General features: G+C 66.8%; 25 protein-coding genes. 8 read left to right on the plus strand and 17 right to left on the minus strand.

The window, feature by feature from the left end; translation table 11 throughout:
* Positions 1-65: 65 nt before the first annotated feature.
* The 7 genes from recO to ACHMXA_RS11310 all read left to right on the plus strand — a co-directional run bounded on the left by recO (position 66) and on the right by ACHMXA_RS11310 (position 6,140).
* Positions 66-836: a DNA repair protein RecO gene (recO, locus tag ACHMXA_RS11280; protein ID WP_176664458.1), complete on the plus strand. Its 771-nt coding sequence runs from the start codon at positions 66-68 to the stop codon at positions 834-836.
* Positions 833-1,633 carry a pyridoxine 5'-phosphate synthase gene (locus tag ACHMXA_RS11285; protein ID WP_395320700.1) on the plus strand — a complete coding sequence of 267 codons (801 nt, stop codon included), beginning with the start codon at positions 833-835 and terminating at the stop codon, positions 1,631-1,633. The genes recO and ACHMXA_RS11285 overlap by 4 nt, the downstream gene beginning before the upstream one ends.
* A gap of 13 nt (positions 1,634-1,646) precedes the next feature.
* On the plus strand, positions 1,647-2,039 hold the full coding sequence (acpS, locus tag ACHMXA_RS11290) for a holo-ACP synthase (RefSeq protein ID WP_176664460.1): 393 nt from the start codon (positions 1,647-1,649) through the stop codon (positions 2,037-2,039).
* A gap of 2 nt (positions 2,040-2,041) precedes the next feature.
* Entirely contained in the window at positions 2,042-3,121 is a 1,080-nt protein-coding gene (nagZ, locus tag ACHMXA_RS11295; RefSeq protein WP_176664461.1) for a beta-N-acetylhexosaminidase, read from the plus strand.
* Positions 3,122-3,179: 58 nt separating this feature from the next.
* Positions 3,180-4,502, plus strand: a complete 1,323-nt coding sequence (locus ACHMXA_RS11300) for a galactosyl transferase GMA12/MNN10 family protein (protein ID WP_256098955.1) — start codon at positions 3,180-3,182, stop codon at positions 4,500-4,502.
* Between the two features lie 134 nt (positions 4,503-4,636).
* Positions 4,637-5,311 (plus strand): class I SAM-dependent methyltransferase, encoded by a 675-nt coding sequence (locus ACHMXA_RS11305; protein WP_176664463.1) that lies wholly within the window; start codon positions 4,637-4,639, stop codon positions 5,309-5,311.
* Between the two features lie 13 nt (positions 5,312-5,324).
* Positions 5,325-6,140 carry a glycosyltransferase family 2 protein gene (locus ACHMXA_RS11310; protein ID WP_176664464.1) on the plus strand — a complete coding sequence of 272 codons (816 nt, stop codon included), beginning with the start codon at positions 5,325-5,327 and terminating at the stop codon, positions 6,138-6,140.
* Positions 6,141-6,145: 5 nt separating this feature from the next.
* Here the strand turns inward: ACHMXA_RS11310 and ACHMXA_RS11315 are convergent, their stop codons facing one another.
* The 6 genes from ACHMXA_RS11315 to ACHMXA_RS11340 form a co-directional block, all read right to left on the minus strand.
* Positions 6,146-7,054, minus strand: coding sequence for a hypothetical protein (locus ACHMXA_RS11315; RefSeq protein ID WP_176664465.1), 909 nt, complete (start codon positions 7,052-7,054; stop codon positions 6,146-6,148).
* Positions 7,055-7,086: 32 nt separating this feature from the next.
* Positions 7,087-7,713 carry a class I SAM-dependent methyltransferase gene (locus ACHMXA_RS11320; RefSeq protein WP_176664466.1) on the minus strand — a complete coding sequence of 209 codons (627 nt, stop codon included), beginning with the start codon at positions 7,711-7,713 and terminating at the stop codon, positions 7,087-7,089.
* A gap of 95 nt (positions 7,714-7,808) precedes the next feature.
* Entirely contained in the window at positions 7,809-8,357 is a 549-nt protein-coding gene (locus ACHMXA_RS11325; RefSeq protein WP_176664970.1) for a YgjP-like metallopeptidase domain-containing protein, read from the minus strand.
* Positions 8,358-8,359: 2 nt separating this feature from the next.
* Positions 8,360-9,631, minus strand: a complete 1,272-nt coding sequence (locus ACHMXA_RS11330) for an Hsp70 family protein (RefSeq protein WP_176664467.1) — start codon at positions 9,629-9,631, stop codon at positions 8,360-8,362.
* 2 nt (positions 9,632-9,633) lie between these two features.
* On the minus strand, positions 9,634-11,181 hold the full coding sequence (gene lysS, locus ACHMXA_RS11335; RefSeq protein ID WP_176664468.1) for a lysine--tRNA ligase: 1,548 nt from the start codon (positions 11,179-11,181) through the stop codon (positions 9,634-9,636).
* Positions 11,182-11,305: 124 nt separating this feature from the next.
* Positions 11,306-11,950 carry an LON peptidase substrate-binding domain-containing protein gene (locus ACHMXA_RS11340; RefSeq protein ID WP_256098956.1) on the minus strand — a complete coding sequence of 215 codons (645 nt, stop codon included), beginning with the start codon at positions 11,948-11,950 and terminating at the stop codon, positions 11,306-11,308.
* A gap of 49 nt (positions 11,951-11,999) precedes the next feature.
* Between ACHMXA_RS11340 and ACHMXA_RS11345 the strand changes: the two genes are divergently transcribed.
* The gene (locus ACHMXA_RS11345) at positions 12,000-12,560 is read left to right on the plus strand and encodes a YggT family protein (protein WP_176664470.1); all 561 of its coding nucleotides are present in this window, start codon (positions 12,000-12,002) and stop codon (positions 12,558-12,560) included.
* A gap of 72 nt (positions 12,561-12,632) precedes the next feature.
* On the opposite strand, the gene accD is transcribed toward ACHMXA_RS11345, so the two are convergent.
* The 11 genes from accD to ACHMXA_RS11400 form a co-directional block, all read right to left on the minus strand.
* Positions 12,633-13,505 (minus strand): acetyl-CoA carboxylase, carboxyltransferase subunit beta, encoded by an 873-nt coding sequence (gene accD / locus ACHMXA_RS11350; protein ID WP_019654097.1) that lies wholly within the window; start codon positions 13,503-13,505, stop codon positions 12,633-12,635.
* Between the two features lie 24 nt (positions 13,506-13,529).
* A complete protein-coding gene (gene trpA, locus ACHMXA_RS11355) occupies positions 13,530-14,375 on the minus strand; it encodes a tryptophan synthase subunit alpha (RefSeq protein ID WP_176664471.1) in 846 nt (281 codons plus the stop codon).
* Complete coding sequence (gene trpB / locus ACHMXA_RS11360) at positions 14,375-15,661, minus strand: tryptophan synthase subunit beta (RefSeq protein ID WP_176664472.1); 1,287 nt, start codon at positions 15,659-15,661, stop codon at positions 14,375-14,377. The genes trpA and trpB overlap by 1 nt, the downstream gene beginning before the upstream one ends.
* A gap of 48 nt (positions 15,662-15,709) precedes the next feature.
* Positions 15,710-16,411 (minus strand): phosphoribosylanthranilate isomerase, encoded by a 702-nt coding sequence (locus ACHMXA_RS11365; protein WP_176664473.1) that lies wholly within the window; start codon positions 16,409-16,411, stop codon positions 15,710-15,712.
* Positions 16,408-17,220, minus strand: a complete 813-nt coding sequence (gene truA / locus ACHMXA_RS11370) for a tRNA pseudouridine(38-40) synthase TruA (RefSeq protein WP_176664474.1) — start codon at positions 17,218-17,220, stop codon at positions 16,408-16,410. The genes ACHMXA_RS11365 and truA overlap by 4 nt, the downstream gene beginning before the upstream one ends.
* 40 nt (positions 17,221-17,260) lie before the next feature.
* A complete protein-coding gene (locus ACHMXA_RS11375; protein ID WP_176664475.1) occupies positions 17,261-20,131 on the minus strand; it encodes a FimV/HubP family polar landmark protein in 2,871 nt (956 codons plus the stop codon).
* Positions 20,132-20,300: 169 nt separating this feature from the next.
* Complete coding sequence (asd, locus tag ACHMXA_RS11380) at positions 20,301-21,470, minus strand: aspartate-semialdehyde dehydrogenase (protein ID WP_176664476.1); 1,170 nt, start codon at positions 21,468-21,470, stop codon at positions 20,301-20,303.
* Between the two features lie 89 nt (positions 21,471-21,559).
* Positions 21,560-22,648 (minus strand): 3-isopropylmalate dehydrogenase, encoded by a 1,089-nt coding sequence (leuB, locus tag ACHMXA_RS11385; protein ID WP_176664477.1) that lies wholly within the window; start codon positions 22,646-22,648, stop codon positions 21,560-21,562.
* A gap of 43 nt (positions 22,649-22,691) precedes the next feature.
* The gene (gene leuD, locus ACHMXA_RS11390) at positions 22,692-23,342 is read right to left on the minus strand and encodes a 3-isopropylmalate dehydratase small subunit (RefSeq protein WP_176664478.1); all 651 of its coding nucleotides are present in this window, start codon (positions 23,340-23,342) and stop codon (positions 22,692-22,694) included.
* Positions 23,343-23,356: 14 nt separating this feature from the next.
* Positions 23,357-24,778, minus strand: a complete 1,422-nt coding sequence (gene leuC / locus ACHMXA_RS11395; protein WP_176664479.1) for a 3-isopropylmalate dehydratase large subunit — start codon at positions 24,776-24,778, stop codon at positions 23,357-23,359.
* A 51-nt stretch (positions 24,779-24,829) separates the two neighbouring features.
* Positions 24,830-25,774, minus strand: coding sequence for a LysR substrate-binding domain-containing protein (locus tag ACHMXA_RS11400; protein ID WP_176664480.1), 945 nt, complete (start codon positions 25,772-25,774; stop codon positions 24,830-24,832).
* Positions 25,775-25,813: the final 39 nt, after the last annotated feature.

Raw genomic sequence — 25,813 nt, forward strand, 5'->3', positions numbered from 1 at the left:
CCCGGCAAAGCCGGTTCCGGCGGCGTTTGCTGGTCTCAAGCCTCGATGCTCGATTGCTCACTGACATGGCCACCCATCGCGTTTCGCACGAGCCGGCTTACGTCCTCCATCGCTACGACTGGAGTGAGTCGAGCCTGATCCTCGAAGTCTTCACCCGCCACCATGGGCGCATCGCGCTCGTGGCGAAGGGGGCGAAGCGGCCGAGTTCCAACTTCCGCCCGGTGCTGCTGCCGCTGCAGCCGCTGCAGCTCAACTACGGCGGCGATGCCGAGATCCGCACGCTCAAGGGCGCCGAATGGATGGGTGGACACGTCATGCCCACCGGCGAGGCGCTGCTGTCGGGCTACTACGTCAACGAACTGCTGCTGCGCCTGCTGGCCCGGGACGACGCCCACGAGGCGCTGTTCGATGCCTACGCCGGCGTTGTCCAGGTGCTGGCGAGCGAGCACGCCGGCGCCCAGGCCGCGACCCAGGCTGCCGCGCTGCGGGCTTTCGAGCTGCTGCTGCTGCGTGAAGTCGGCCTGCTGCCCTCGCTCGACGTCCAGACGCTCACGCTGGAGCCGCTTGCCGCCGATGGGCGCTACAGCCTCGTGCCCGAAGCCGGCCTGCGCCAGGCCGGAGACGACGAGGCCGCGCTGGCCGGTGCCGACTGGCTGGCCCTGCAGGCCGTTCTGGACGACCGGGCCCCATTTACCGCCACATTGCGTGAAATTGCCACGATGAGCGCCGGCGGCAACAGTGCCCTGAGAAACCAGCTGCGTGCACTGCTCAACTACCATTGCGGCGTGTCCACGCTGCGCACGCGGCAAATGATGAGAGACCTGCAAGCATTATGAGCACTCCGGGCCAAGCCGGCGCCAACGCCGCCACCTCGCTGTCCGTCAACCTCAACAAGGTCGCCCTGGTGCGCAACACGCGCCACCTGGGCATCCCGAGCGTGGTGAAGGCCGCGCAGGCCTGCCTGGCCGCCGGCGCGCACGGCATCACGGTGCACCCGAGGCCGGATGCCCGCCACATCCGCGCGCACGACGTGAGCGATCTTTCAGCGCTGCTCGCCAAGGACTGGCCGGGCGTCGAGTTCAACATCGAGGGCAACCCCTTCCAGAACCTGATGGACTTCGTGCGCACGCTCAAGCCGCACCAGGCCACCTTCGTGCCCGACAGCGAGACCCAGTCCACCAGCGACCACGGCTGGACCTTTCCCGACGACGCCGAACGCCTGCGTCCGCTGATCGCCGAAGCCAAGGCGCTGGGCGTGCGCGTCAGCCTGTTCATGGACCCGATTCCCGAGATGATGGCCGCGGTCAAGGCCGTGGGCGCCGACCGCGTCGAGCTCTACACCGAAGGCTACGTGGCCTCGCGCGGCACCCCGAACGAGCAGGCCGTGCTCGCGCGCTATGCCGAGTCGGCGCGCGCGGCCCTCGCGGCGGGCCTGGGCGTCAATGCCGGGCACGACCTGAGCCGGGACAACCTCACGGCCTTCCTGCGCGCCGTGCCGGGCGTGCAGGAGGTTTCCATCGGCCACGCCTTCGTCGCCGACGCGCTCGAGCTCGGCTACACGGCAGCCACGCGCGACTACCTGCGCTGCATCGCCGAGGCGGGCCGGCAGCAACAGCAGCAGCAACAACAATGAACGCCGACGCCGCATGATCTACGGCATTGGCACCGACATCTGCGACCTGCGTCGCATCGCCGCGACCTTCGAGCGCCAGGGCGAGCGCTTTGCCCGCAAGGTGCTGAGCGACGCTGAATTCAAGGTCTGGCAGGCCCGCAGTGCACGCTGGCCGAAGCGCGGCCTGAGCTACCTGGCGACCCGCTTCTCCGCCAAGGAGGCCTTCAGCAAGGCCATCGGGCTTGGAATGCGCATGCCCATGAGCTGGCGCCTGTGCGAGATCGCCAACCTGCGCAGCGGCAAGCCGGTCATCGTGCTGCATGGCGGCCTGAAGGAGTGGTTCGAGGCGCAGGGCCTCACCGCCCACGTGACCGTGACCGACGAAACCGAATACGCCGCGAGCTTCGTGGTGGTGGAGAAGATATAGATATGACCGCCGGGCTAGCCGACCGCCCCCATGCGCCACTGATCATCGACGTTGCCGGCACGGCACTCACCGACGCCGACCGCCGGCGCCTCGCCGATCCGCTCGTGGGCGGCGTGATCCATTTCGCCCGCAACTGGCAAGACCGCGCGCAGATGACCGCGCTGAACGCCGAGATCAAGTCGATCCGGCCCGACCTGCTGATCTGCGTCGACCACGAAGGCGGCCGCGTGCAGCGCTTCCGCACCGACGGTTTCACCCACCTGCCATCGATGCGCGCGCTCGGCGAGCTCTGGATGCGCGACGCCATGCGCGCCACCCAGGCCGCGACGGCGGTCGGGCAGGTGCTGGCGGGCGAACTGCGCGCCTGCGGCGTCGACTTCAGCTTCGCACCGGTGCTCGACCTCGACTACGGCGGCAGCAGCGTCATCGGCAACCGCAGCTTCCACCGCGACCCGCGCGTGGTCGCGCTGCTGGCCAAGAGCGTGATGCACGGCATGCTGCAGATGGGCATGCGCAACTGCGGCAAGCACTTTCCGGGACATGGCTTCGTGCAGGCCGACTCGCACGTCGAGATCCCGGTGGACAAGCGCAGCCTCAAGGCCATCCTGGCCGACGACGCCAAGCCCTACGACTGGCTGTCGGGCTCGCTCGCGGCCGTGATGCCGGCGCACGTGATCTACCCGAAGGTCGACAGGCGGCCGGCGGGTTTTTCGTCGAAGTGGCTCGGCGAGATCCTGCGCAATCGCTTCGGCTTCGACGGGGCGGTGTTCAGCGACGACCTGAGCATGGAGGCCGGGCGCTACATCGACGGCAAGCTGCTCAGCTTCACCGATGCGGCGCTGGCGGCGCTGGAGGCCGGGTGCGACATGGCGCTGCTGTGCAATCAGAGCATTGGCGATGGACGCCTGCTCGATGAGTTTCTGGAGGATTTCGAGGCTGCCGCGCGCGCAGGCGGGTGGCGGCCGGACGCGAGCAGCGAAGCGCGCCGACGGGCGCTGCTGCCGCAATGCGCTCCGCCCGATTGGCAGATGCTCGTTGCTTCGCGCGCGTACCGCGATGCGAGGCGGATGGCTGACGTCTGAGAGCCGCTCAACCAACCCGAAGCCTGTCATGCCCTTGTGCCTCAGCCTCTTCCATCGCATGGACGAGGCCGTGTTGCGTAACCACGCGCATTACTGCCGCCTGTTCGGGTATCCGCACCAATGGGTCGAGAGCGACAAGCTGATTCATCCGGCGCTGCGTGCCAGTGCCAAGTACAGCCAGATCCTGCGGTACCTGCGTTCGCTTGCCGAAGGCGACTGGCTGTTGTTCCTCGATGGCGACTCCGTGGTCTTCCATCCTGTGGCAGTCGATGCCCTGATGCGGGGGCGCGATCTGCTCGCCGTTGAAGGCCCGAGACCCGAAGGGCAGCCCGGCCCGGCCATGACGAACATGATGGTCGTGCGCAACACCAAGGCCAATCGCGCGCTGCTGTACCAGTTGATCGTGGATGCGGGTCATGTCGTCGCGCTGGAGTCCGACCGGCTCGACGAATCCGCGCGGTTTCGTCCGGCAGGTCTGCTGCTCGAGTGCAACGGGGTGCTGGCCGATGTCTACGTCAACGTGTCGTGGCGCATTGCGCAATGGCATGACGCACGGGTCTTCGTGGTCAACCTGGCTTCGCCGCCGGTGCCGTTGCCCGGTGGTGGATGGCGTGACGAGGTCCTGCACGACGCGCACCTGCAGTCCCTGCTGGTGCGGGAGGTCAACGGCGCCCTGATGCACGGACGGCCCGTGCTGCAGCCGCCCCGGTACCCAGCGCTCGGCAACGAGCCGCTGAGCAGCTTCAATCCTGGCGCACGCATCGCGTTTGTGACGCTCTACACCCATCATGTCGAAACCTACGCAAGGGTGTCCGAGCACAACGTGCGCCGTTACAGCGAAAGGCACGGGTACGCGTACCACGTGTACCGCGAGATTCCCGAGGGGATCGGGCCGGGCATCAACGGCTCCTGGGTCCGGACTTGGCTGCTGCAGCAGCATCTGGCGGATCACGACTGGGTGATCTGGGTCGATGCAGACGTCCTTTTCTTCAATCAGTCCCGCCCGATCGAACCCCTGCTGGAAGGGCGCGACCTGCTGTTGGCCAAGGACGTGGGCGCCTGGCTGTTCAATTCCGGCGTGATGGGATTCCGCAATACGCCGCGCAACCTCGAACTGCTGGCTCGCATCTGGTCGCGCATCGGCGAGGTGGCCGACAAGTCGGGTGTCTATAGCAGCATGGGCGACCAGTACTACACCAACGAAGTGCTGAAGCAGGAAGGGCTGCTGGACGAAGGCAGCGTACTGGACAACCTGAGCATCAACACGCCACCTCTGTTCGCAAGCGGGGACACGCTGCTCGTGCACTTCGTGAGCCTCGCCGAGCCTTACCGGTCGGTGTACATGGCGGCGATGGATGCCGCGTCGCAGCAGACGCGGTAGCGAGGCTGGCCGGCCTGCCGCAGAAGCAACCAGTCGCCGGTTTTGCCAACAAGCTGGCAGATATGCCCGGCAAGCCGGTTGAACCGTCCTGTAAAGTCAAATGTCCTAAATCAAGGGGTCTGGGGGGCATTTTCATGGCGCACATCGGCGAATCCTGGCTGACTTTCGACAGCTTGACGCAACACGTCGTCAAGGCGATCGATCCGAAGCGCATCCTGGACATCGGCGCGGGGGGCGGCAAATACGGCGCCTTGCTCAAGAACATCGTGCCCGAATGCGAGCTGACCGCGCTGGAGTGCGACGAAATGGCGTTTCCCCAACTGCGCGAGGTCGGCTACCACCAGATTCTCCAGATCACGGCGGACAAGCTCTACGAGCGCAGCGGCGAGCTTTACGACGTGGTGATCCTGGGCGATGTCATCGAGCACATGCTCCATTCGCAGGGCCGTGACCTGCTCGAATTCCTCAACTACCGATCGCGCTATCTCATCATCTCCACGCCGGAGTGCATGCCGATGAGCCGTCCCATCTTCTTCGAAGGCCACAACTCGCTGTGGCGCCCGGACTCCTTCGCCTGGCATGACTACTGGGCACACCAGCAGTGCGGCGTGATGCATTTCTATCTGCTCAGGGGTCACGACAACTGGGCCGGACCCGGCTTGGCCGAGGTGGTGGGCGCAGTCAACGGCGCAGGGATCTTCAACGAGCATTCCAGCGGCCGTAAGGAGCCCGTCAACCTTACGATCCGCGACACGCGCTACAAGGAGACGACCGACGAGCACAATTGCGTGCTGTACCGCCCCTTCTGATGGAGGTTGCCTCATGGCCGAAGAAGCTGCAGAAAAGATCTCCCTTCGCGACATCGACATCGTCATTTCGTACAGGGAGGCGACCGAGGAGCGGCGCGAGAATCTCTACGCCGTGCTGGCGCATCTGGCCTGCACCTATACCGAATACCGGCTGTGGTTGATGGAGGCGGCGCCGGTCCCGCGCTTCGATTGGCAGCGGCTGGGCGATCCCAGGATCCGCCACGTCTTCATTCATCATGAAGGGCCGTTTCCCAAGTCAATGCTCTACAACACCGGCGTCCGGCTGGCGCGCAGCCCTGTGATCTGTTTTCATGATGCCGACTCAATCGCCCAGCCCCAGGCGTTGCGCATGTGCGTCGACGGGCTGCTCGACGGTGATGGAAGCGACGCGATGTGCCCCTACTGGAACGTCATCAACGTCACCGGCGAACTGAAGCAGGGCTTCATGGAAACGCCTGACTACGGCCGGCTCGCCTCGATCGACCCGCAGCGGCTTCCACCGGACGCGGGCATTCTTTACTCGAATGCCAACGGCGGCATCGTGCTGTTCAAGCGCAGCGAGTACATCCGGGTCGGCGGCTACAACGCGCGTCTCGAAGGGTGGGGCGGCGAGGACGATGAACTGCTGCGCCGTGCGGGCAGGATGGGTGTGCGCTGGCACTCCCTTGCCGTGCCGATGTTTCACCTGCATCACGACTCGGGTTCGCGCACGGAGCTGATCGAGAGCATCCGCGACACGGAGAACCTGCGGGCGCCGCAGGCCATCGAGGGCATGTCCCAGGAAGAGGTCGAGGCGCTGGTACGCGAACTGTCCGCCTTCTTCAACTGAGTGGATCAGCGCGGGGCGCCAACCTCGAGCACTTTGGCGCGCCACGCAAAGAACGCGTCGAGCGCAGGGCCCAGCACAGCTGTCTGGCTGTGCGCACTGAAGGCCTCGAAGCCCTGGTGCGCCAGCCGTTGGCGCAGTTGTGGGGCGCTCATGAGCATCACGGCCATGTCAGCCAGGTGATCGCAAGAGACGCCGGCGACGGCTTGTCGCAGCTCCGGATAGAAGATCTCGCTGTCCGCGTAGAGTTCGCACAGCACGGCCTTGCGCTGCCTGAAAAGCATTGCGAGCCTCGGTATCTCGACGATGCGGGAGTTATCGAAGAAGTGCATGTTGAGCACCAGCTTCGCGCGCCGGATCATCAGGTTGCGATGCGTCGTTTCCCACAGCACGTTGTCATTGCAGGCCACGTGCAGCCCCTTTCTTCGCATGGCATCAATGACCTGTGCTCGCCGCTGGTTCAGCGAGCCGAAGAAGAGCACGTCGATGTCCTGCAGGGCTTCGGGCAGCACGTCTTCGACCCGAAGGTTGTCTCCGGATTCTTCTTCATAGCCTAGCGGGACGTGGTGGCCGTTTGGAATTCCCAGCTCGGCGTAGCGGGCCAGATTGTGCTGGCTGTAGTCCCAGACGTAATGGTTTCGCAGCAGCGTCAAGTAGGACTCGTTGAACGCCTGCGAGCCTGCGACGATCTGCTCGAAGTTCAGCACGATGCAGTTGGCGCCCATGCCTTGCAGGGTCTCCGGAGCGAGGTGGTGTGCGAAGCAGACGATGTTGATGGCGTCACGGCGCACGGCGGCGTGCTCGGTGCTGACCTCGTACCCGAGCTTCCTGGCGGCAACGACGAAGGTGGCCACCACGTCGCCGACCATGTGCGGCTCCCCAAGCGAGGTGAAATGCAGAGGTACCGGGCGTTCCATCTTGAGTGCTGCTTGTTTCCGACGGTCGCCGACTACTGCAGGCCCAGGATGTTCCGCTTGTGATAGTAGTCGGAGAGCGCGGCCTTGAGCTCGGTCGCCTTCTGGATCGTCTCCGGCAATGCATCCTTGCCCAGGCCGAAGAAGTAGAGGTCGTGGCTGGTGTGGTCGTAGTAGAACGACCAGACCGAGAACCAGGCGTCGAACGGAATGATCGCCTTGAAGTCATCTTCGACCAGGTTCCGGTAGTAGTTCTGGTTGTTCTGCATGGTCAGCGGCGAATCGGTCGGCGCGTATTCGACCGTGCCGTGCTGCCTCCGCCCCGTGGTGGCGCAGGTCATCACGACGATGCCAGATTCCTTGACCAGCCGGAGCATGTTGAGCCAGGTCTTGCGCCAACCGGGGTTGTGTTCCATGGCCTCGCACGAGATCACGACGTCGAACTCGTTGGCCTTGCCACCGTAGTCCTCGCCGTAGCAGACGAGATCGACACCATTTCCTTCGCCCACGTCCAGTCCGATGTACTCGCACTCCTCGAAGTAGGTTCGAACGGAGCCGTTGATGTCCAAGCTGCCGATCTCGAGGACCTTTCTGCGCTGGAAGAGTTCACCCAGGAATTGCTTGATACCGCCTACGAAGAACAGTTGCTGGGGGTGCGACATGGTGGGCCTTCGGAGCGGAAAGCCGGCAGTTTAGTAGCTGGCCTGGCTGAATTTCGTGGAGCGGTCCCAACTTCCAAGCGTTGTCGGGGAAAAGTTTACAAACTCCCCTGAGGCTGTACCCGGGTCTCGCTGTGGCCCTCAGAGCCCCACAGCCTGGGGCCGCCGGTCTCCATGTGGGTCAGGTAGAGCCGCAGGTCGAACTCGAGCCGGTGGTAGTCCGGCTCCATATGCATGCACAGCGCATAGAAGGCCTTGTCATGCTCGCGTTCCTTCATATGCGCCAGCTCGTGCACGACGATCATCCTCAGCCACGCCAGCGGCACTTCCTTGAACAGGCTCGCCACCCGGATCTCCCGCTTGGCCTTGAGCTTGCCGCCCTGCACGCGCGACACGGTGGTGTGCGTGCCCAGGGCGTTGCGGATCACGTGCAGCTTGTTGTCGAACATCACCTTCGACAGCGGCTCGGCCTTGCGCATGAACTCGCTCTTGAGATCGGTGACGTAGTCGTAGAGCGCGCGATCGGTCTGGATGCCGTGCACGCCGTCGGGATATCGCTGGCCGAGCAGGGCGCCGAGCTTGTCCCCGGCGATCAGCTGGCGGACCTGTTCCAGCAGGGATGCCGGATAACCCGCCAGGTATTTCATCATCAGGCCCCGAGTTGCGCGCTGGCCGCGCAGGCCAGCCCCGTGGCCACGCCGCCGAACAGGTCGCCTTCGACCAGGTTCACGCCCGCGAAGCTCCTGCGCAGTGCGTGCTGGAACGGCCGCAGCGCGGAAGAGCCGCCGGTGAGATAGATCGCGTCGAGGTCGTTGCTGCGCAGGCCCGCGCGCTTGACGCAGGCGTGTGCGCAGGCGATCACGCTTTCCAGCGGCGCGGCCAGCTGCTGCGCCATGTCGTCCGGCGTGAGCGAGGCGACGAGGCCGCGCTCGGCGCAATCCAGGTCGATGGCGGTCGTGGCATCGCTCAGCGACACCTCGATCTTGGCCGCTTCCACCGCGCTCGCGATGCGGTGGCCGTGCCGTTCCTCGAGCACGGCCATCAGCCGGTCGTGCAGGCGCGTGTCAGCGTAGCTGGTGCGCAGATCCTTCGCCTGCCGCAGCGCCTTGGCGGCGTAGAGCCAGTTGATCAGGTGCCAGGACGACAGCTCGAAGAACACCTTGCTCGGCACTTCGCGCCCCTGCGGGCCGTGGTGGCGGAAGCCGAACTGCGGCATCACGCGCTCGAGGTTCAGGCGCTGGTCGAAATCGGTGCCGCCGATGTGCACGCCGCTGGTGGCCAGTACGTCGTCGCTGCGGTCCTCCCGCGCGGCGCGCTCGGGGCCGACGCGCACCACGGTGAAGTCGGAGGTGCCGCCGCCGATGTCGACGATGAGCACGATCGACTCTTTGGCAACGCGCTGTTCGTAGTCGAAGGCGGCCGCGATGGGTTCGAGCTGAAAGGAAATGTCGCGAAAGCCTGCCGCGCGCGCCGCGACGCGCAGGCTTTCTTCCGCGCGCTCGTCGCGCTTGGAATCGTCGTCCACGAAATGGACCGGCCGGCCGATCACTACGCGCTCGGGCACCTGGCCGAGTTCGCGGCTGGCGCGCACCGCCAGCTCGCGCAGGAAGCGCGCGATGATGTCCTCGAAGCTCACGAGGCCGTCGTAGATCGCCGTTTTCTCCTGCATCAGCGCGCTGCCGAGCAGGCTCTTGAGCGAGCGCATCAGCCGGCCTTCGGTCCCCGAGAGGTACTGGCCGATGGCATCGCGGCCGAAGTGCGTCGTGCGGTCTTCGGCGTTGAAGAAGATCGCGGTGGGCAGTGTGGTGGCCGCGCCCTCGATGGGCAGAAGGCGGGCCTCTGTGCCGATCCGGCAGGCGACAGCGGAGTTGGATGTGCCGAAGTCGATGCCGATCGTCGGCAACGACGACGGTGCCTTCACGATCAGGATTCCCTGCGCAGCGCCGGGAACAGGATCACGTCGCGGATGCTCGGCGAATCGGTCAGCAGCATCATCAGCCGGTCGATGCCGATGCCGCAGCCGCCGGTGGGCGGCATGCCGTATTCGAGGGCGCGCACGAAGTCGTGGTCGTAGAACATGGCTTCGTCGTCGCCGCTGTCCTTGGCGGCCACCTGCGCGTTGAAGCGCGCGGCCTGGTCCTCGGCGTCGTTCAGCTCGCTGAAGCCGTTGCCGAACTCGCGGCCGGTGATGTAGAGCTCGAAGCGCTCCGTGACCTCGGGGCGCTCGTCGTTGGCGCGCGCCAGCGGCGAGATCTCGGTCGGGTGCTCCATGATGAAGGTCGGCTGCCAGAGCTTCTCTTCGACGGTTTCCTCGAAGTACAGCACCTGCAGGCTGGCGAGGCTGCGCTGCGAGAGCTTGTCCTTTTCCTCGTTCATGCCGAGCTTGCGCAACGCGGCGATGAGCCAGGCGCTGTCGTCGACGCCCTGCGCCACGCCTTCAGCCTCGGTGTACTTGAGGATCGCCTCGCGGATCGTCAGGCGCTGGAAGGGCTGCGTCAGGTCGACCGGCTTGCCCTGGTAGGTGAGCTGCTGCGTGCCCACGGCCTTGTCGGCGATGGTGCGGATCAGCGTCTCGGTGAAGTCCATCAGGTCGCGGTAGTTCCAGTAGGCCGCGTAGAACTCCATCATCGTGAACTCGGGGTTGTGCCGCACCGAGATGCCCTCGTTGCGGTAGCTCCGGTTGATCTCGAACACGCGCTCGAAGCCGCCGACGATCAGGCGCTTGAGGTACAGCTCGGGCGCGATGCGCAGGAACATCTCCTGGTCGAGCGCGTTGTGGTGCGTCTTGAAGGGCTTGGCGTTGGCACCGCCGGGAATGGGGTGGAGCATGGGCGTCTCGACTTCGAGGAAGCCGTTGCCCACCATGAACTCGCGCAGGGCGCTCACGGCCTTGCTGCGCGCGGTGAAGCGCACGCGCGCCGTCTCGTCGGTGATCAGGTCGACATAGCGCTGGCGGTACTTCTGCTCCTGGTCGGCCATGCCGTGGAACTTGTCGGGCAGGGGGCGCAGGCTCTTGGTGAGCAGGCGCAGCTTCGTGACCTTGACCGACAGCTCGCCGGTCTTGGTCTTCATCAGCGTGCCTTCTGCGCCGAGGATGTCGCCCAGGTCCCAGCGCTTGAACTCGGCATACGCTTCCTCGCCGACAGCGTCGCGCGTCACGTAGAGCTGGATGCGGCTGGTGGCGTCCTGCAGGGTGGCGAAGCTGGCCTTGCCCATCACGCGCTTGAGCATCATGCGGCCGGCCACGCTGACTTCGACGGCCTGCGCCTCCAGCGCGTCGGCCTCGGTGGCGCTGTGCGCCTCGACGAGTGCGGCGGCGCGATGGCCCGGCTTGAAGTCGTTGGGGAACGCGACGCCCTTGCCCTCGGCCTGTGCCGTGCGCAGCAGCTTGAGCTTTTCGCGGCGTTCGGCGATGAGCTGGTTTTCGTCGACGGGGGGCGTGGGAGGCGGGGAGTTCTTTTGATCGGACATGGGAGACGGGTGGCGCGCAACCGGGAGCGTGCGCGGGCCCGGCATTTTAGCCGATCGGGTTCGAATAAAACCCGCCCACAGCGCCCGCCAATCCTGCGGGATAAGCTACAAAAAGGATAGCGATCTATTCAGTGATGCCGGTGCGTGCGAGCAGATCGCTGACCAGCTCCAGCCGCATCAGCGGGCTGTCGAGCTCCATCAGGCGCTGCCGCAGCTCGAGCTGCATCGGCACCAGCTCGCACCAGCGGTTGGCCACCCAGCCGCAATCGTCGAAGCGGTAGGGCTCGGCGATGGGCAGGCGCACCGCCCCGCCTTGGGCGCGCTTGCGCTCCTCCAGCGTGCCGACGAGGCGCTGCAGCGCGGTGGAGGTGTGCCGCAGGTCGTCGGGAATCTCCAGCGCGATGTCGTCGTTCACCGCCTCGACCTCGGCGACCCAGAGGCCGTGCTTCTGCAGCTCGTTGCTGCGGACGCGAAAGCGCTGCGTGCCGACGCATTCGATCTGCAGCAGGCCGCTTTGCGGCGATTCGAACTCGCGGATCACGGCCAGCGTGCCGATAGCTGCAAAGCTCTCGGCATCGGCGCCGGCCTTGCGCACCTCGCTGCCGCTGGTGAGGCTCACCACGCCGAAGGGCGCGTCGGCCTTGCGGCACTTGCCGATCATGTCGAGGTAGCGGACCTCGAAGATGCGCAATGGAAGAAGGCCGCCGGGAAAGAGCACCGTACCGAGCGGAAACAATGGCAGTGAATGCAAAAGGGGTTGTGTCGTCATCGAAGAGCCTTGCGTGGCTATCATCGCATTCCCCTCACGGCCGCGTCTCATGCTCTACCAGATTCCCTCGTTCCTTCTCGACGTGATCGTCGGTCTGCTCGGCGGCGCCTGCCTGCTGCGCCTGTACATGCAGTACCACCGCGTGCCCTTCGGCAACCCGCTCGGGCGCTTCGTGTTCGCCATCACCGACTGGATCGTGCTGCCGCTGCGGCGCATCGTGCCCGGGGTGAAGCGCTGGGACCTGGCCAGCCTGATCGCGGCATGGCTGCTGGTGATGCTGAAGTTCCTGCTGCTGTGGCTGCTGGTCGGCAACCTGGGGCGCATCGCGACCCTGCCGCTGGTGTCGCTGGTGGGGCTGATGCAGCTGGCGGTCTCGGGCCTGACGGCGCTGCTGGTGGTCTATGCGGTGCTGTCGTGGATTCCGAATGCCTCGCCGATGCTGCTCGACCTGATCTCCCGCCTGGCCGAGCCGCTGGTGCGGCCGTTCCGCCGCTTCATTCCGCTGATTGGCGGGGTCGACCTGTCGCCGCTGGCTGCCATCGTCGTGTTGCAGGTGATCGCGATCGTGCTGGGCAATCTGCTGGTTTTTGCTTATCAGCTGACGTTCTGATCTCCTGAATACAAAAAGGGCCCGGATGCATCGCACCCGGGCCCTTTTTGCTTTCGATTGCCGTTCGTTCGGTCAGCTCACCGCATCGGCCGGCTGGCGCAGCAGCATCGCCAGCGTGTTCGCGATCGTCTTGCGCAGCTCGCGGCGGTCGCTGATGAAGTCGATGGCGCCCTTGGTCTGCAGGAACTCGGCGCGCTGGAAGCCCTCGGGCAGCGTCACGCGCACGGTCGATTCGATCACGCGCGGGCCGGCGAAGCCGATCAGCGCCTTGGGCTCGGCGATCACCACGTCGCCCACGAAGGCGAAGCCGGCCGACACGCCGCCCATGGTCGGGTCGGTCAGCACGCTGATGTAGGGCAGGCCCTTCTTCGCCAGGCGCGTGAGCGCGGCGTTGGTCTTGGCCATCTGCATCAGCGAGAGCAGGCCTTCCTGCATGCGCGCGCCGCCGGTGGCGGTGAAGCAGATGAACGGCACCTTCTGTTCGATGGCGGTCTCGACGCCGCGCACGAAGCGCTCGCCGACCACGCTGCCCATGGAGCCGCCCATGAACTCGAACTCGAAGCAGGCCACGACCACGCTGATGCTGTGCACCGAGCCGCCCATGACGACCAGCGCGTCGGTCTCGCCGGTGTTTTCCAGGGCTTCCTTCAGGCGCTCGGGGTACTTGCGGCTGTCCTTGAACTTCAGGGCGTCGACCGGCAGCACTTCCTGGCCGACTTCATAGCGGCCCTCGGCGTCGAGGAACGCGTCGAGCCGCGCGCGGGCGCCGATGCGGTGGTGGTGGCTGCAGCTGGGGCAGACGTTCTGGTTGTGCTCGAGGTCGGTCTTGTACAGAACGGTCTCGCAGGCGGGGCACTTGATCCACAGGCCCTCGGGCACCTGGCGGCGCTCGGACGGGTCGGTTTGGGCGATCTTGGCGGGTAGCAGTTTTTCAAGCCAGCTCATGGGGGCTCCTTGTGTTGGCGGTGATTATCGACCAGCCGCGTTCTTGGCCGTCGCGGCGGGCAGGGCGTCGAGCGCCTCGCGGATGCCCGCGAGGAATTCGCGCACCGCCGGCACGACCTTGTCGCGGGGCTGGTCCTCGATGAGTTGGATGATCTTCGTGCCGATCACGACCGCGTCGGCGGCCGAGCCGATGGCCTGCGCCGTGGCGGCGTCGCGGATGCCGAAGCCCACGCCCACCGGGATGCTCACGTGCTCGCGGATGCGAGGGATCATCCGGCCGACGGCCTCGGTGTCGAGGTGGCCGGCGCCGGTCACGCCCTTGAGCGACACGTAGTAGACGTAGCCGCTCGCGATGCGCGCGACCTGCGCCATGCGCTCGTCGGTGCTGGTGGGGGCCAGCAGGAAGATCAGGTCGATGCCGGCGGCCTTCAGCTCGGCGGCGAAGGCCTCGCATTCCTCGGGTGGATAGTCGACCACCAGCAGCCCGTCGACGCCGGCTGCGGCCGCGTCGCGGATGAAGGACTTCTTTCCGTGCACCAGGTCGTAGCGCTCGACCGGGTTGGCGTAGCCCATCAGCACGACGGGCGTGGTCGTGTCCTTCTGGCGGAAGGCGGCGACGATGGCGAGCACCTGCTTCATGCCCACGCCCAGCGCCAGCGCGGCCTCGCCGGCCTTCTGGATCACCGGGCCGTCGGCCATCGGGTCGGAAAAAGGCACGCCCAGCTCGATCACGTCGGCGCCGGCCTCGACCATGCCGTGCATCAGCTCGGGCGTGATGTCGGCGAAGGGGAAGCCCGCGGTCACGTACGGAATGAGGGCGCGGCGGCCGTCTTTCTTCAGGGCCTCGAAGGTGGCTGCAATGCGGCTCATCACTTGCCTCCCTTCACGCTCAGGCCGCGCATCGAGGGGCGGTCGTAGAAGTCGACGCCCGACAGGTCGGCGACGGTGCCGATGTCCTTGTCGCCGCGGCCGGAGAGGTTCACCAGGATCGACTGGTCGGGGCGCATGGTCTTGGCGAGCTTCAGCGCGTGGGCCACCGCGTGGCTGGATTCGAGCGCGGGGATGATGCCCTCCGTGCGGCACAGGTAGTGGAAGGCATCGAGCGCTTCCTTGTCGGTGACGCCGACGTACTCGGCGCGGCCGATGTCGGCCAGGTACGCGTGCTCGGGGCCCACGCCGGGGTAGTCGAGGCCGGCGCTGATGCTGTGCGTCTCGGTGATCTGGCCGTCCTCGTTCTGCAGCAGGTAGGTGCGGTTGCCATGCAGCACGCCGGGGCTGCCGCGCAGGATCGAGGCCGAGTGCTTGCCGCTGTCCAGCCCTTCGCCTGCGGCCTCGATGCCGATCAGGCGCGTGCCCGCGAACGGGATGTAGGGGTGGAAGATGCCCATGGCGTTGCTGCCGCCGCCCACGCAGGCGATCACCACGTCGGGCTGCTTGCCCTCCGCCTCGCCGGTGATGCCGTCGGCCGCGAGCATGGCCGGCATCTGCTCGATGCACTCGGTGCCGATCACGCTCTGGAAGTCGCGCACCATGGTCGGGTAGGGGTGCGGGCCGGCGACGGTGCCGATGATGTAGAACGTGTTCTCCACGTTGGTGACCCAGTCGCGCATCGCCTCGTTGAGCGCGTCCTTCAGCGTCTTGCTGCCGGATTCGACGGGCACCACGGTCGCGCCGAGCAGGTTCATGCGGTAGACGTTGGGGCTCTGGCGCTTCACGTCCTGGCTGCCCATGTAGACCACGCACTCGAGGCCGTAGCGCGCGCAGATGGTGGCGGTGGCCACGCCGTGCTGGCCGGCGCCGGTCTCGGCGATCACGCGGGGCTTGCCCATGCGCCGCGCGAGCATCGCCTGGCCGATCACGTTGTTGATCTTGTGGGCGCCGGTGTGGTTCAGGTCTTCGCGCTTCAGGTAGATCTGCGCGCCGCCCATTTCGCGGCTGGTGCGTGCCGCGTGATAGATCGGCGAGGGGCGGCCGACGAAGTGCTTGAGCTCGTAGTGGAATTCCGCGAGGAAGGCCGGATCGTCCTTGAACTTCGCGTACGCGTCGCGCAGTTCGTTGATCGCGTGGGTGAGCGTCTCGCTCGCGAAGGTGCCGCCGTAGTTGCCGAAGTGGCCGGTGGCATCGGGTTGCTGGTAGTCCTGGAATTGGCTTTGCATGATTCTCGATCGGTGGGCCGCAGCCCGACAAACGATCGGCTGCGGCGGCTAACTGGAGAAGGACGCGTCGGCAGCCCTGACGGCTGCGACGAATTGCCGGATCTTTCCGGCGTCCTTGAGGCCCTTGTTCCCGGGACCGTCGATTTCGACGCCCGAGCTCACATCAACGGACAGCGACTTGCAGCGCGTCCGCAGGATGCGAATGCCATCGCCCACGCTTGCAGGTGTGAGCCCACCACTCAAGACGAGGTGAGCGTCGACGGCGGGTGGAAGAAGTGACCAATCGAATGCCTTGCCGCCACCGCCATAACCTTCGACATGCGCGTCGAGCAGGATGGCCTGGGCGTGGGAGTAATCGGACGCGTATTTTACGAGGTCGAAGCCGGCCCCGGCATCCCCCAGCGGAATGCGGGCTGCGCGCATGTAGCGGAATCGGCCCGGACCGGCGGCTTCCTCGCACTGCTGCGGCGTCTCTTCACCATGGAATTGCGCGATCGAGCCCTTCACCTGAGCGAGCGATGCTATGACTTTGGGAGCATCCTCATTCACGAACAGCAGGACTGGCGTGATGAACGGCGGCAGGCGGGAGGCCAGTTCGGCCGCCCGGTCGACCGTTACGGCGCGCGGGCTCTTCGGATACAGGACGAAGCCGATGGCGTCCGCACCGGCTTCGACCGCCGCGTCGACGTCGGCTTCACGGGTCAGGCCGCAGATCTTGATGCGGGTGCGGGGCAGGGAGGGCGCGCTCATGGCGGGCCATCATACGTAGCCCTGCCGGCCTGCAGCGTGGCCTCGGCCGGCAGACCCCACTTGGCGTCGTACAACGGGCCCATGAAATACAGGCCGTCCGCCGAGAAGGTGGGCGCCGCCGCATCGCGGCTGCGTGCCTCGAGCACCTGCGAGATCCACTCCGGTCGCTCGTCGCCGCGGCCGACGCGCAGGAGGCTGCCCATCAGGTTGCGGATCATGTGGTGCAGGAAGGCGTCGGCCTCGAACTCGAAATGCCAGCGGCAGCGCTCGCCGTTGCCGACGCGCGTGATCTCGATGCGCCGCAGGTCCTTGACCGGCGAGCGTGCCTGGCAGGCCGAGGCGCGGAACGAGCTGAAGTCGTGCTGCCCGATGAGCAGCGCCGCGGCGGCGCGCATCGCGTCGCCATCGAGCGGATGCATCGACCAGCCGACCCGGCCCGAATCGAGGCTGGGCCGCACGGGCGACTGCGAAAGCACGTAGACGTAGCGACGCGCCAGGGCGCTGGCGCGGCAGTGGAATTCGTCGGGCACCGGATGCGCCCACTGCACCGCGATGTCGTCGGGCAGGAAGCGGTTGGTGCCGCGCATCCAGGAGAAGGGTTCGCGCTGCGCGGTGGTGTCGAAATGCACCACCTGCATGAGGGCGTGGACACCCGCGTCGGTGCGCCCGGCGCACAGCGTCCGGATGGGCTGCGCGGTGAACTTCGCGAGGGCCGCCTCGAGCTTGTCCTGCACCGTGCGGCCGGAGGGCTGGCTCTGCCAGCCGTCGTACGCCTGGCCGTTGTACCGGATGCCGAGCGCCAGCCTCACGAATTCAGGGGACCGAGGAAGAGCGAGCGGCGAAGCTCGTTCAGCGCAGTTCCGCGAGCAGTTGACGGGCTTGCGACTTGAGGTCGCCGGCGCTCTCGGCTTCGACTTCCTCGACCAGCGAGCGGGCGCCTTCGACGTCGCCGATGGCTTGCAGCTCACGAGCCAGCGACAGCTTGACGGCATGCGGGCTGTCGTCGCCTTCGTCATTCTGCGCGGCCGCCGTTGCCGCCGGCTTGGCGGCTTCGACCGGGCGTGCTGCCGGCAGGCCGGCCAGCGCGCTCATGTCGAACTCGATGAAGCCCGAGTCGGCCGGCAGCGCGTTGCGCAGCATGGCGGGGCGGGTGTTGTGCTCCGGATCGCTCAGGCTCAGCGAGCCGGGGAGCGTGTCGGCCGACAGGGCGCCGGGGGCGGTGTCGAAGTCGTTCTCGAGGTCGACGGGCGTTGCGTGGCCGTTCGACAGCGGCGGCGCCGGACGCGCCGTCGTCGGAGCCGGCGCGTAGGCCGACTTCGGCAGGCTGGCGCCGACCGGCGCGTGCTGCACAGCCGGAGCCGCGACCGGAGCGGGCGCCGGCGGCGTGGTCAGGTCGAGGTCGAAGTCCAGCGGTGCGACCGAGGGCACGAAGGCGGGCGGTGCGACGGCCACCGGGGGCGACACCACCGGAGCAGGCGTCGCCGGTGCCGGCTTGGCTGCCGCCGCCAGGGCGCCGGCGAAGGCTGCCGTTTCGGCGGCGCTGGCGCCACCGCTGCCGCCGCTGCGGGGCGAGCCAGATTCGTACAGCGGGTTGCCCGGATCGAGGTCCTTGCCCATGTCGACCACGCGGTTCCAGTCGGAACCCAGGCCGCCGGTCAGCTTGTGCACTTCAGTGGCCAGGCTTTCGTAGGCACGCACGTCGCGGCGCTTGGCGTGGATCTCGAGCAGCTTGAGGTGGATGGCGGTGCGATCGGGGTTCAGGCGCAGCGCCTCGCGCAGGATTTCCTCCGCCTGCAGGTCGCGGCCGTAGGCCAGGTACACGTCGGCCTCGGCGACCGGGTCGACATCGCCCGCGTCGAGCTGGCTCGGCGAGTACGACAGCGACGAGACGGTGGAGTCGCCGCGGTGCTTGGTGTCCACCGATTCGCCACCGCTGGCGCCGAAGAACGAATCCTTCGGGATGCGGCTTTCGAGGAACACGCTTTCGCTCATTTCCTCGCGACGGCGACCCAGCACGCGGTACAGCAGGAAGCCGACCAGCAGCGCGATCAGCGCGGCACCCGCCAGCATCAGCGGGTTGTCCATCAGTTCTTCGAAGAAGGTGGGCTCCGGCGGCGGGGGCGGCGGAGCGGGCTTCTTCACAGCCGGCTTCGGCGCGGCAGCCGCTGCGGCGCTCGCTGCCGCGGCTGCGGGAGTGGCGGTGGCATCGGCGGCCGCAGGCGTGCCGGCGGGTGCGGCCACGGCCTGTGCATCGGCTACAGGAGTGGCTGCTGCTGCAGCGGGAGCTGCCTGCGCCGTGGCTTCGGGCGTCGGGGGAGTGCTGGGCACCGCTGCCGCCGGAGCGGCAGGTGCCGCCGCGGCGGCGGGGGCCGGAGCCGGAGGCGTGACCGGAGCAGCTGCAGCCGGGGCAGGAGCCGGTGCGGGGCTCGCGACCGGAGGCACGACCGTCGCGCTGGTGTTGGGGGCTGGAACCGGAATGCCCGGCGTTGCCGGTGCCGGAGCGGCGGCGGGTGCGGCCGCGGACGAGCCGGTGCCCGTTGCCGCCTTGAGCTTGTTCAGCTCGCTGATGTTCTTCGACAGTTCCGCGACGCGGTTGCTGTTGTCCTGCGCCTGGCGGTTCTGCGCGACCTTCTCGTCGGCGGCGCGGGTGGCTGCGTTGCCCTGCGAGATCGTGAGCTTGTCGGGCGAGTTGGCCGCTGCATTGCGGTCCTCGACGTTGGCCTGCACCTTGCCCGCTGCCTTGCGGCTCGCGGCGGCCACGTTGGTGGTAGGTGCGTTGTCGGCCAGGCGCTGGCGGTAGCTGCCGAAATCGCGGCTTTGTGCGGTGACCGTGCGGCGGGCTTCGGCCGGCGGAACGGCGGATGCTTCGGCAGCGCTCGGCAGGTCGAGCACGGCGCCTGCGCGCATGCGGTTGACGTTGCCGCCGACGAAGGCGTCGGGGTTGGCCATCAGCAGCGCGACCAGCATCTGGTCGAGCGACACGTCGGCGGGTTTGTAGGTGGCGGCGATCTTGCCGGCGGTGTCGCCGCGCTGCACCGTGACCTGTTCACCGCCGCCGGCGCTGCGGGCAGGGGCGGCGGCCGTGACAGGGGCAGGAGCCGCGGCTGCGGGTGCCGTGGAAGGTGCCGGGGCCGTTGCCGCCGGAGCGGCCACCACGGGGGCGCGTTCGCGGCGTGCGCGTGCCGCCGGGGCGGTGCGCTCGGCCGGAGCCGAGATCTGGGGAGAGATTGGGGCAGCCGGTGTAGCAGCCTGGCGCGTGGCCGGCGGATCGAGCAGCACCGTGTAGTCGCGCACGATGCGGCCGGAGGCGCCGTTGGCTTCGAGCAGCAGGTCGACGAACGGATCGTTCAGCGGGCGGCTGCCGCTCAGGCGGACCACGTACTGGCCGCCTGCGCGGCGCTGCAGCGTTGCCTTGACGTCGCTGAGCGCCGAGTTGTAGGGGACACCCGCGTTTCTGAAAGCTTCGGCCGTGGCGATGTTGATCTTCAGGCCATCCGCTTCATTGGCGGCCATTTCGGTCACATCGATCTCGGCCCGCAAGGGCTCGCCCAGAGCCGACTGCACCTTCAGCTGGCCCAGCGTGAATGCGCTGGCATCGGTGCTAGCGAGGCCCATGGCCACGGCTGCCGCCGCGCCAAGAATGGAAAGGCGCCAACCGTTCGACGGCAGAGGCGGGCGAGCGGCCGATGGGCTGGCCGCAGGCAACAGATGTCTTGTCATGCTGATAGGGGGCGGCTCAGGCCCGGAATTTGTAAGAGGACGTTAGCATCATCACTGAGCACTGACAAGGCAATGCGCTTGTTCTACCCAGTGCGCGCATACTTACGCACACATCTTCTGTTGCCATATGGCAACAATTCATGTTTCAAAAGGGCCTGAGCACCCCGCATCAGGCCTCGAGCAGGATGCGCAGCATGCGGCGCAGCGGTTCCGCGGCACCCCACAGCAGCTGGTCGCCGATCGTGAAGGCGCCGACGTATTCCGGGCCCATCGCCAGCTTGCGGATGCGGCCGACCGGGATGTTCATGGTGCCCGTCACGGTCACCGGCGTCAGGTCCTTGACCGTGGCTTCGCGCGTGTTCGGCACGACCTTGGCCCAGGGGTTGTCGGCGGCGATCATCGCCTCGATGTCGGCCAGCGGCACGTTCTTCTTGAGCTTGAAGGTCAGGGCCTGGCTGTGGCAGCGCATCGCGCCGATGCGCACGCAGAAACCGTCGACCGGCACGGCGGCGGTGCCGAAGCCCGCGCCCTGGCCGAGGATCTTGTTGGTCTCGGCGCCGCCCTTCCATTCTTCCTTGGACATGCCCCACTCGGCGTCGTCCTGGCTCTTGCCGATTCCCAGGTCCTTGTCGATCCAGGGGATCAGCGAGCCGCCCAGCGGCGCGCCGAAGTTGGCGGTTTCAGCCGCGCTGAGGGTCTGCTGCTTGTGCAGCACCTTGCGGTCGATCTCGAGGATGGCCGACTTCGGGTCGTCCAGCAGGGCGCGCACTTCGGCGTTGAGGGTGCCGAACTGGGTCAGCAGCTCGCGCATGTGCTGCGCGCCGCCGCCCGAGGCTGCCTGGTAGGTCATGCTGGTCATCCACTCGACCAGGCCGGCCTTGTAGAGGGCGCCCACGCCCATGAGCATGCAGCTCACCGTGCAGTTGCCGCCGATCCAGTTCTTGCCGCCCTTGGCGAGCGCGTTCTCGATCACCGGCAGGTTGACGGGGTCGAGCACGATGATCGCGTCGTCCTTCATGCGCAGGGTGGAGGCGGCGTCGATCCAGTGGCCGTTCCAGCCGGCGGCGCGCAGCTTGGGGAACACCTCGCTGGTGTAGTCGCCGCCCTGGCAGGTGATGACGATGTCGCACTTCTTCAGTGCCTCGATGTCGTTCGCATCCTTCAGCGCGGTTTCGTTCTTGGCCATGGCCGGGGCCTTGCCGCCGGCGTTGGAGGTCGAGAAGAAGACCGGCTCGATGAGACCGAAGTCGCCTTCGGCCTGCATGCGGTCCATCAGGACCGAGCCGACCATGCCGCGCCAGCCTACGAGGCCGACCAGAGGTTGAGATGCGTTCGCCATTTCAGTTTGCCCTTATGAAAAAAAGAAAAGTTGTCTTTTTTGCGCCCGACTCGTCGAGCCGGGGAGGGGCGTGACGAAGCGGGCTGCGGTTAGCCGGTAATCGTCTTTTTGGTGATTGCTGCAACGACCGCGTCGCCCATCTCGCGGGTGCCGACGCGCTTGGTGCCTTCAGACCAGATGTCGCCCGTGCGCAGCCCGGAGGCGAGCACGTCCTTGACCGCCGACTCGATACGGTCGGCAGCTTCGGGCTGGTTGAGGGAGAAACGGAGCATCATGGCAGCGGACAGGATTGTAGCCAAAGGATTGGCAACCCCTTTGCCGGCAATGTCGGGGGCGCTTCCGTGGCTGGGCTCGTACAGGCCCTGGTTGCTCGAATTGAGCGACGCCGAGGGCAGCATGCCGATGGAGCCGGTGAGCATCGCGGCCTCGTCGGAGAGGATGTCGCCGAACATGTTGCCGGTGACCACCACGTCGAATTTCTTGGGCGCCTTTACGAGCTGCATGGCCGCGTTGTCGACCAGCATGTGGTCGAGTTCGACGTCCGGATATTCCTTCGCAACGTCGAGCATCACGTCTTTCCACAGCTGCGAGGTTTCCAGCACGTTGTTCTTGTCCACGCTGGTCACGCGCTTGCTGCGCTTGCGCGCGGCCTCGAAGGCGACGCGCGCGATGCGCTCGATCTCGGGGCGCGAGTAACGCATCGTGTCGAAAGCCTCTTCGGCGCCCGGGAAGTGCCCGTCCGTCGCGACGCGGCGGCCGCGCGGCTGGCCGAAGTAGATGTCGCCGGTCAGCTCGCGGATGATGAGGATGTCCAGGCCCGCGATCAGCTCGGGCTTCAGGCTGGAGGCGCCCACCAGCTCCTCGTAGCAGATGGCCGGGCGGAAGTTCGCGAACAGGCCCAGATTCTTGCGCAGCCCCAGGATGGCCTGCTCGGGCCGAAGCGGCCGGTCGAGCTTGTCGTACTTCCAGTCGCCGACAGCGCCGAAGAGCACCGCGTCGGCTTCCTTGGCGAGCTTGAGCGTCGATTCCGGCAGCGGATGGCCGTGCGCCTCGTAGGCCGCGCCGCCGACCAGCGCCGATTCCGTCTCGAACTTCAGGTCGAGCACGTCGAGCACCTTGACGGCTTCCGCCACGATTTCGGTGCCGATGCCGTCACCCGGGAGAACTGCGATTTTCATAAGTTGGTCTGAGGTTTCTTGAAAACGATATGCGCGCGATCGATCAGGAGATCATCGTATGCGCCAGCCAGGGCTTCTGCGCCAGGCGCTCGGCCTCGAAGGCCTTGATCTTGTCCTTGTGGCGCAGCGTGAGGCCGATGTCGTCCAGCCCGTTGAGCAGGCAGTACTTGCGGAAGGCCTGCACGTCGAACGCGAATTCCTGGCCGTCGGGCTTCACCACCACCTGGCGTTCCAGGTCGATGGTCAGCGTGTAGCCTGGGAAGGCGAAGGTCTCGTCGAACAGCTGGGCGACCTGCGCCTCGGGCAGCACGATCGGCAGCAGGCCGTTCTTGAAGCTGTTGTTGAAGAAGATGTCGGCGTAGCTCGGCGCGATGATCGCGCGGAAGCCGTACTGGTCGAGCGCCCAGGGCGCATGCTCGCGCGACGAGCCGCAGCCGAAGTTCTGGCGCGCCAGCAGGATCGAGGCGCCCGCGTAGCGCGGCTGGTTCAGCACGAAGTCGGGGTTCGGCTTGCGGCTGGCCGGGTCCTGGCCGGGCAGGCCCGGGTCGAGGTAGCGCCACTCGTCGAACAGGTTCACGCCGAAGCCGGTCTTCTTGATCGACTTGAGGAACTGCTTGGGAATGATCGCGTCGGTGTCGACGTTCTCGCGGTCCATCGGGGCCACGAGGCCCTTGTGCACGGTGAATTTCTGCATGTGATGTCTCCAGATCAGGCGAAGGTGCGCACGTCGACGAAGTGGCCGTGCACCGCGGCGGCGGCGGCCATGGCCGGGCTCACGAGGTGGGTGCGGCCGCCGGCGCCCTGGCGGCCTTCGAAGTTGCGGTTGCTGGTGGATGCGCAGCGCTCGCCGGGTTCCAGGCGGTCTGCGTTCATCGCCAGGCACATCGAGCAGCCGGGCTCGCGCCACTCGAAGCCCGCGGCCTTGAAGATCTGGTCGAGCCCTTCGCGCTCGGCCTGTTCCTTCACCACGCCCGAACCGGGCACGACCATCGCGAGCTTCACGTTCTTCGCGACCTTCTGGCCCAGCTTCTTCACGACCGCAGCGGCTTCGCGCATGTCTTCGATGCGGCTGTTGGTGCACGAGCCGATGAACACCTTGTCGATGAAGATGTCGTTCATGGCCTTGTTGGGCTCCAGGCCCATGTAGACCAGCGCGCGCTCGATGGCGCCGCGCTTGCTGGCGTCCTTTTCCTTGTCGGGATCGGGCACGCGGCCGTTGATCTCGACCACCATCTCGGGCGAGGTGCCCCAGGTCACCTGTGGCTGGATCTGCGCCGCGTCGAGCTCGACCACGGCGTCGAACTTCGCGTCCGGGTCGGACTGCAGCGTGCGCCAGTAGGCCACGGCCTGGTCCCATTCCACGCCGGTGGGCGCGAGCGGGCGGCCCTTGACGTAGCTGATGGTCTTCTCGTCGACAGCCACCAGCCCGGCGCGCGCGCCGGCCTCGATGGCCATGTTGCACACCGTCATGCGGCCTTCCATGCTCAGGTCGCGAATGGCCGAGCCGGCGAATTCGATCGTGTAGCCCGTGCCGCCGGCCGTGCCGATCTTGCCGATGATGGCCAGCACGATGTCCTTGGCCGTGCAGCCCAGGGGCAGCTTGCCCTCGACCTTCACGAGCATGTTCTTCGCCTTCTTGCCCAGCAGCGTCTGCGTGGCCATCACGTGCTCGACCTCGCTGGTGCCGATGCCGTGCGCCAGCGCGCCGAAGGCTCCGTGCGTGGAGGTGTGCGAGTCGCCGCACACCACGGTCATGCCCGGCAGCGTCGCGCCCGACTCGGGGCCGATCACGTGCACGATGCCCTGGCGCTTGCTCAGGAAGGGGAAGAACGCGGCCGCGCCGAATTCGGCGATGTTGTGGTCCAGCGTGGTGACCTGCTCCTTGCTGGTCGGGTCGGCGATGCCTTCGTAGCCGCGCTCCCAGCCGGTGGTGGGCGTGTTGTGGTCGGCGGTGGCCACCACGGAGCTGATGCGCCACAGCTTGCGGCCGGCCTCGCGCAGGCCTTCGAATGCCTGCGGGCTGGTCACTTCATGCACCAGGTGGCGGTCGATGTAGAGGATCGCGGTGCCGTCTTCCTCGGTGTGGACGACGTGTTCGTCCCAGATCTTGTCGTAGAGCGTGCGTGCCATGTCGGTCTCTTCTGTCTTTCGTGGGGAAATGGAATTGTCCGTGGTTGCGGCCTAGGCCGCGAGCTGTTCGCCGCCGTCTGCGGCCGCGTGCAGGTGGTTCACCAGCGAGCGCGCCGCGACGGGCAGGGTGGAGAAATCACGTGCCACCAGCCTGATCTCGCGCGCGGCCCAGGCGTCGTTGAGCGCGATGCTCACCAGGCCGTGGCCGATGCCGTTGCGCATGAGCTCGAAGGCGCGCTGCGGCATCACGCCGATGCCCAGGCCGTTCTCGATCATCCGGCACATGGCATCGAGCCCCGTGACGTGGATGCGCAGCTTGATGCTGCGGCCCGCGTTCAGCGCGGCCTCGTGCATCGCGACGTAGATGGAACTGTTGGTGTGCAGGCCGACGTGGTCGAAGTCGAGCGAGTCGATGAAGTCGATGCTTCCCTCGGCCGCCAGCGCGTGGCCCGTGGGCACGATCAGCGCGAGCCGGTCGTGCCTATAAGAAAGGCTCTGAAGCTCGCCCGCGCCGCCGGCCACGTGGCACACGCCCAGGTCGGCCGCACCTTCCTGCACCGCCCGGATCACCTCGCTGCTGAGGTGCTCCTCGAGGTCGATCTTGATGGCCTCGTGGGCGCGCGTGAACACGCCCAGGTCTTCCGGCAGGAACTGCACGATCGCCGAGATGTTGGCGTGCACCCGCACGTGGCCGCGCACGCCGTCGGCGTATTCGCTGAGCTCGCCCTGCATCTTCTCGAGGCTGTAGAGCACCGAGCGCGCGTGGTGCAGCAGGCTTTCGCCGGCGGGCGTGAGGTCGACGCCGCGCGCATGGCGGTACAGCAGGGTGGTGCCGAGCGTGGCCTCGAGGTCCGACAGCCGCTTGCTGATGGCCGATGCCGCGATGAATTCGCGCTCCGCCGCGCGCCCGATGCTGCCCAGCTCGCACACGGCAACGAACAGCTGCAGCGACGTGAGGTCGATGCGGCGGGCGAAGTTGCGTTCGGAGGTGCTCATGGGGCTGCGAGGAGTCATCGTGTTTTGCGATGAGATCGC

Origin of the sequence: Variovorax sp. UC74_104 (assembly GCF_044055375.1) — a bacterium.
Classification (GTDB): Bacteria; Pseudomonadota; Gammaproteobacteria; order Burkholderiales; family Burkholderiaceae_C; genus Variovorax.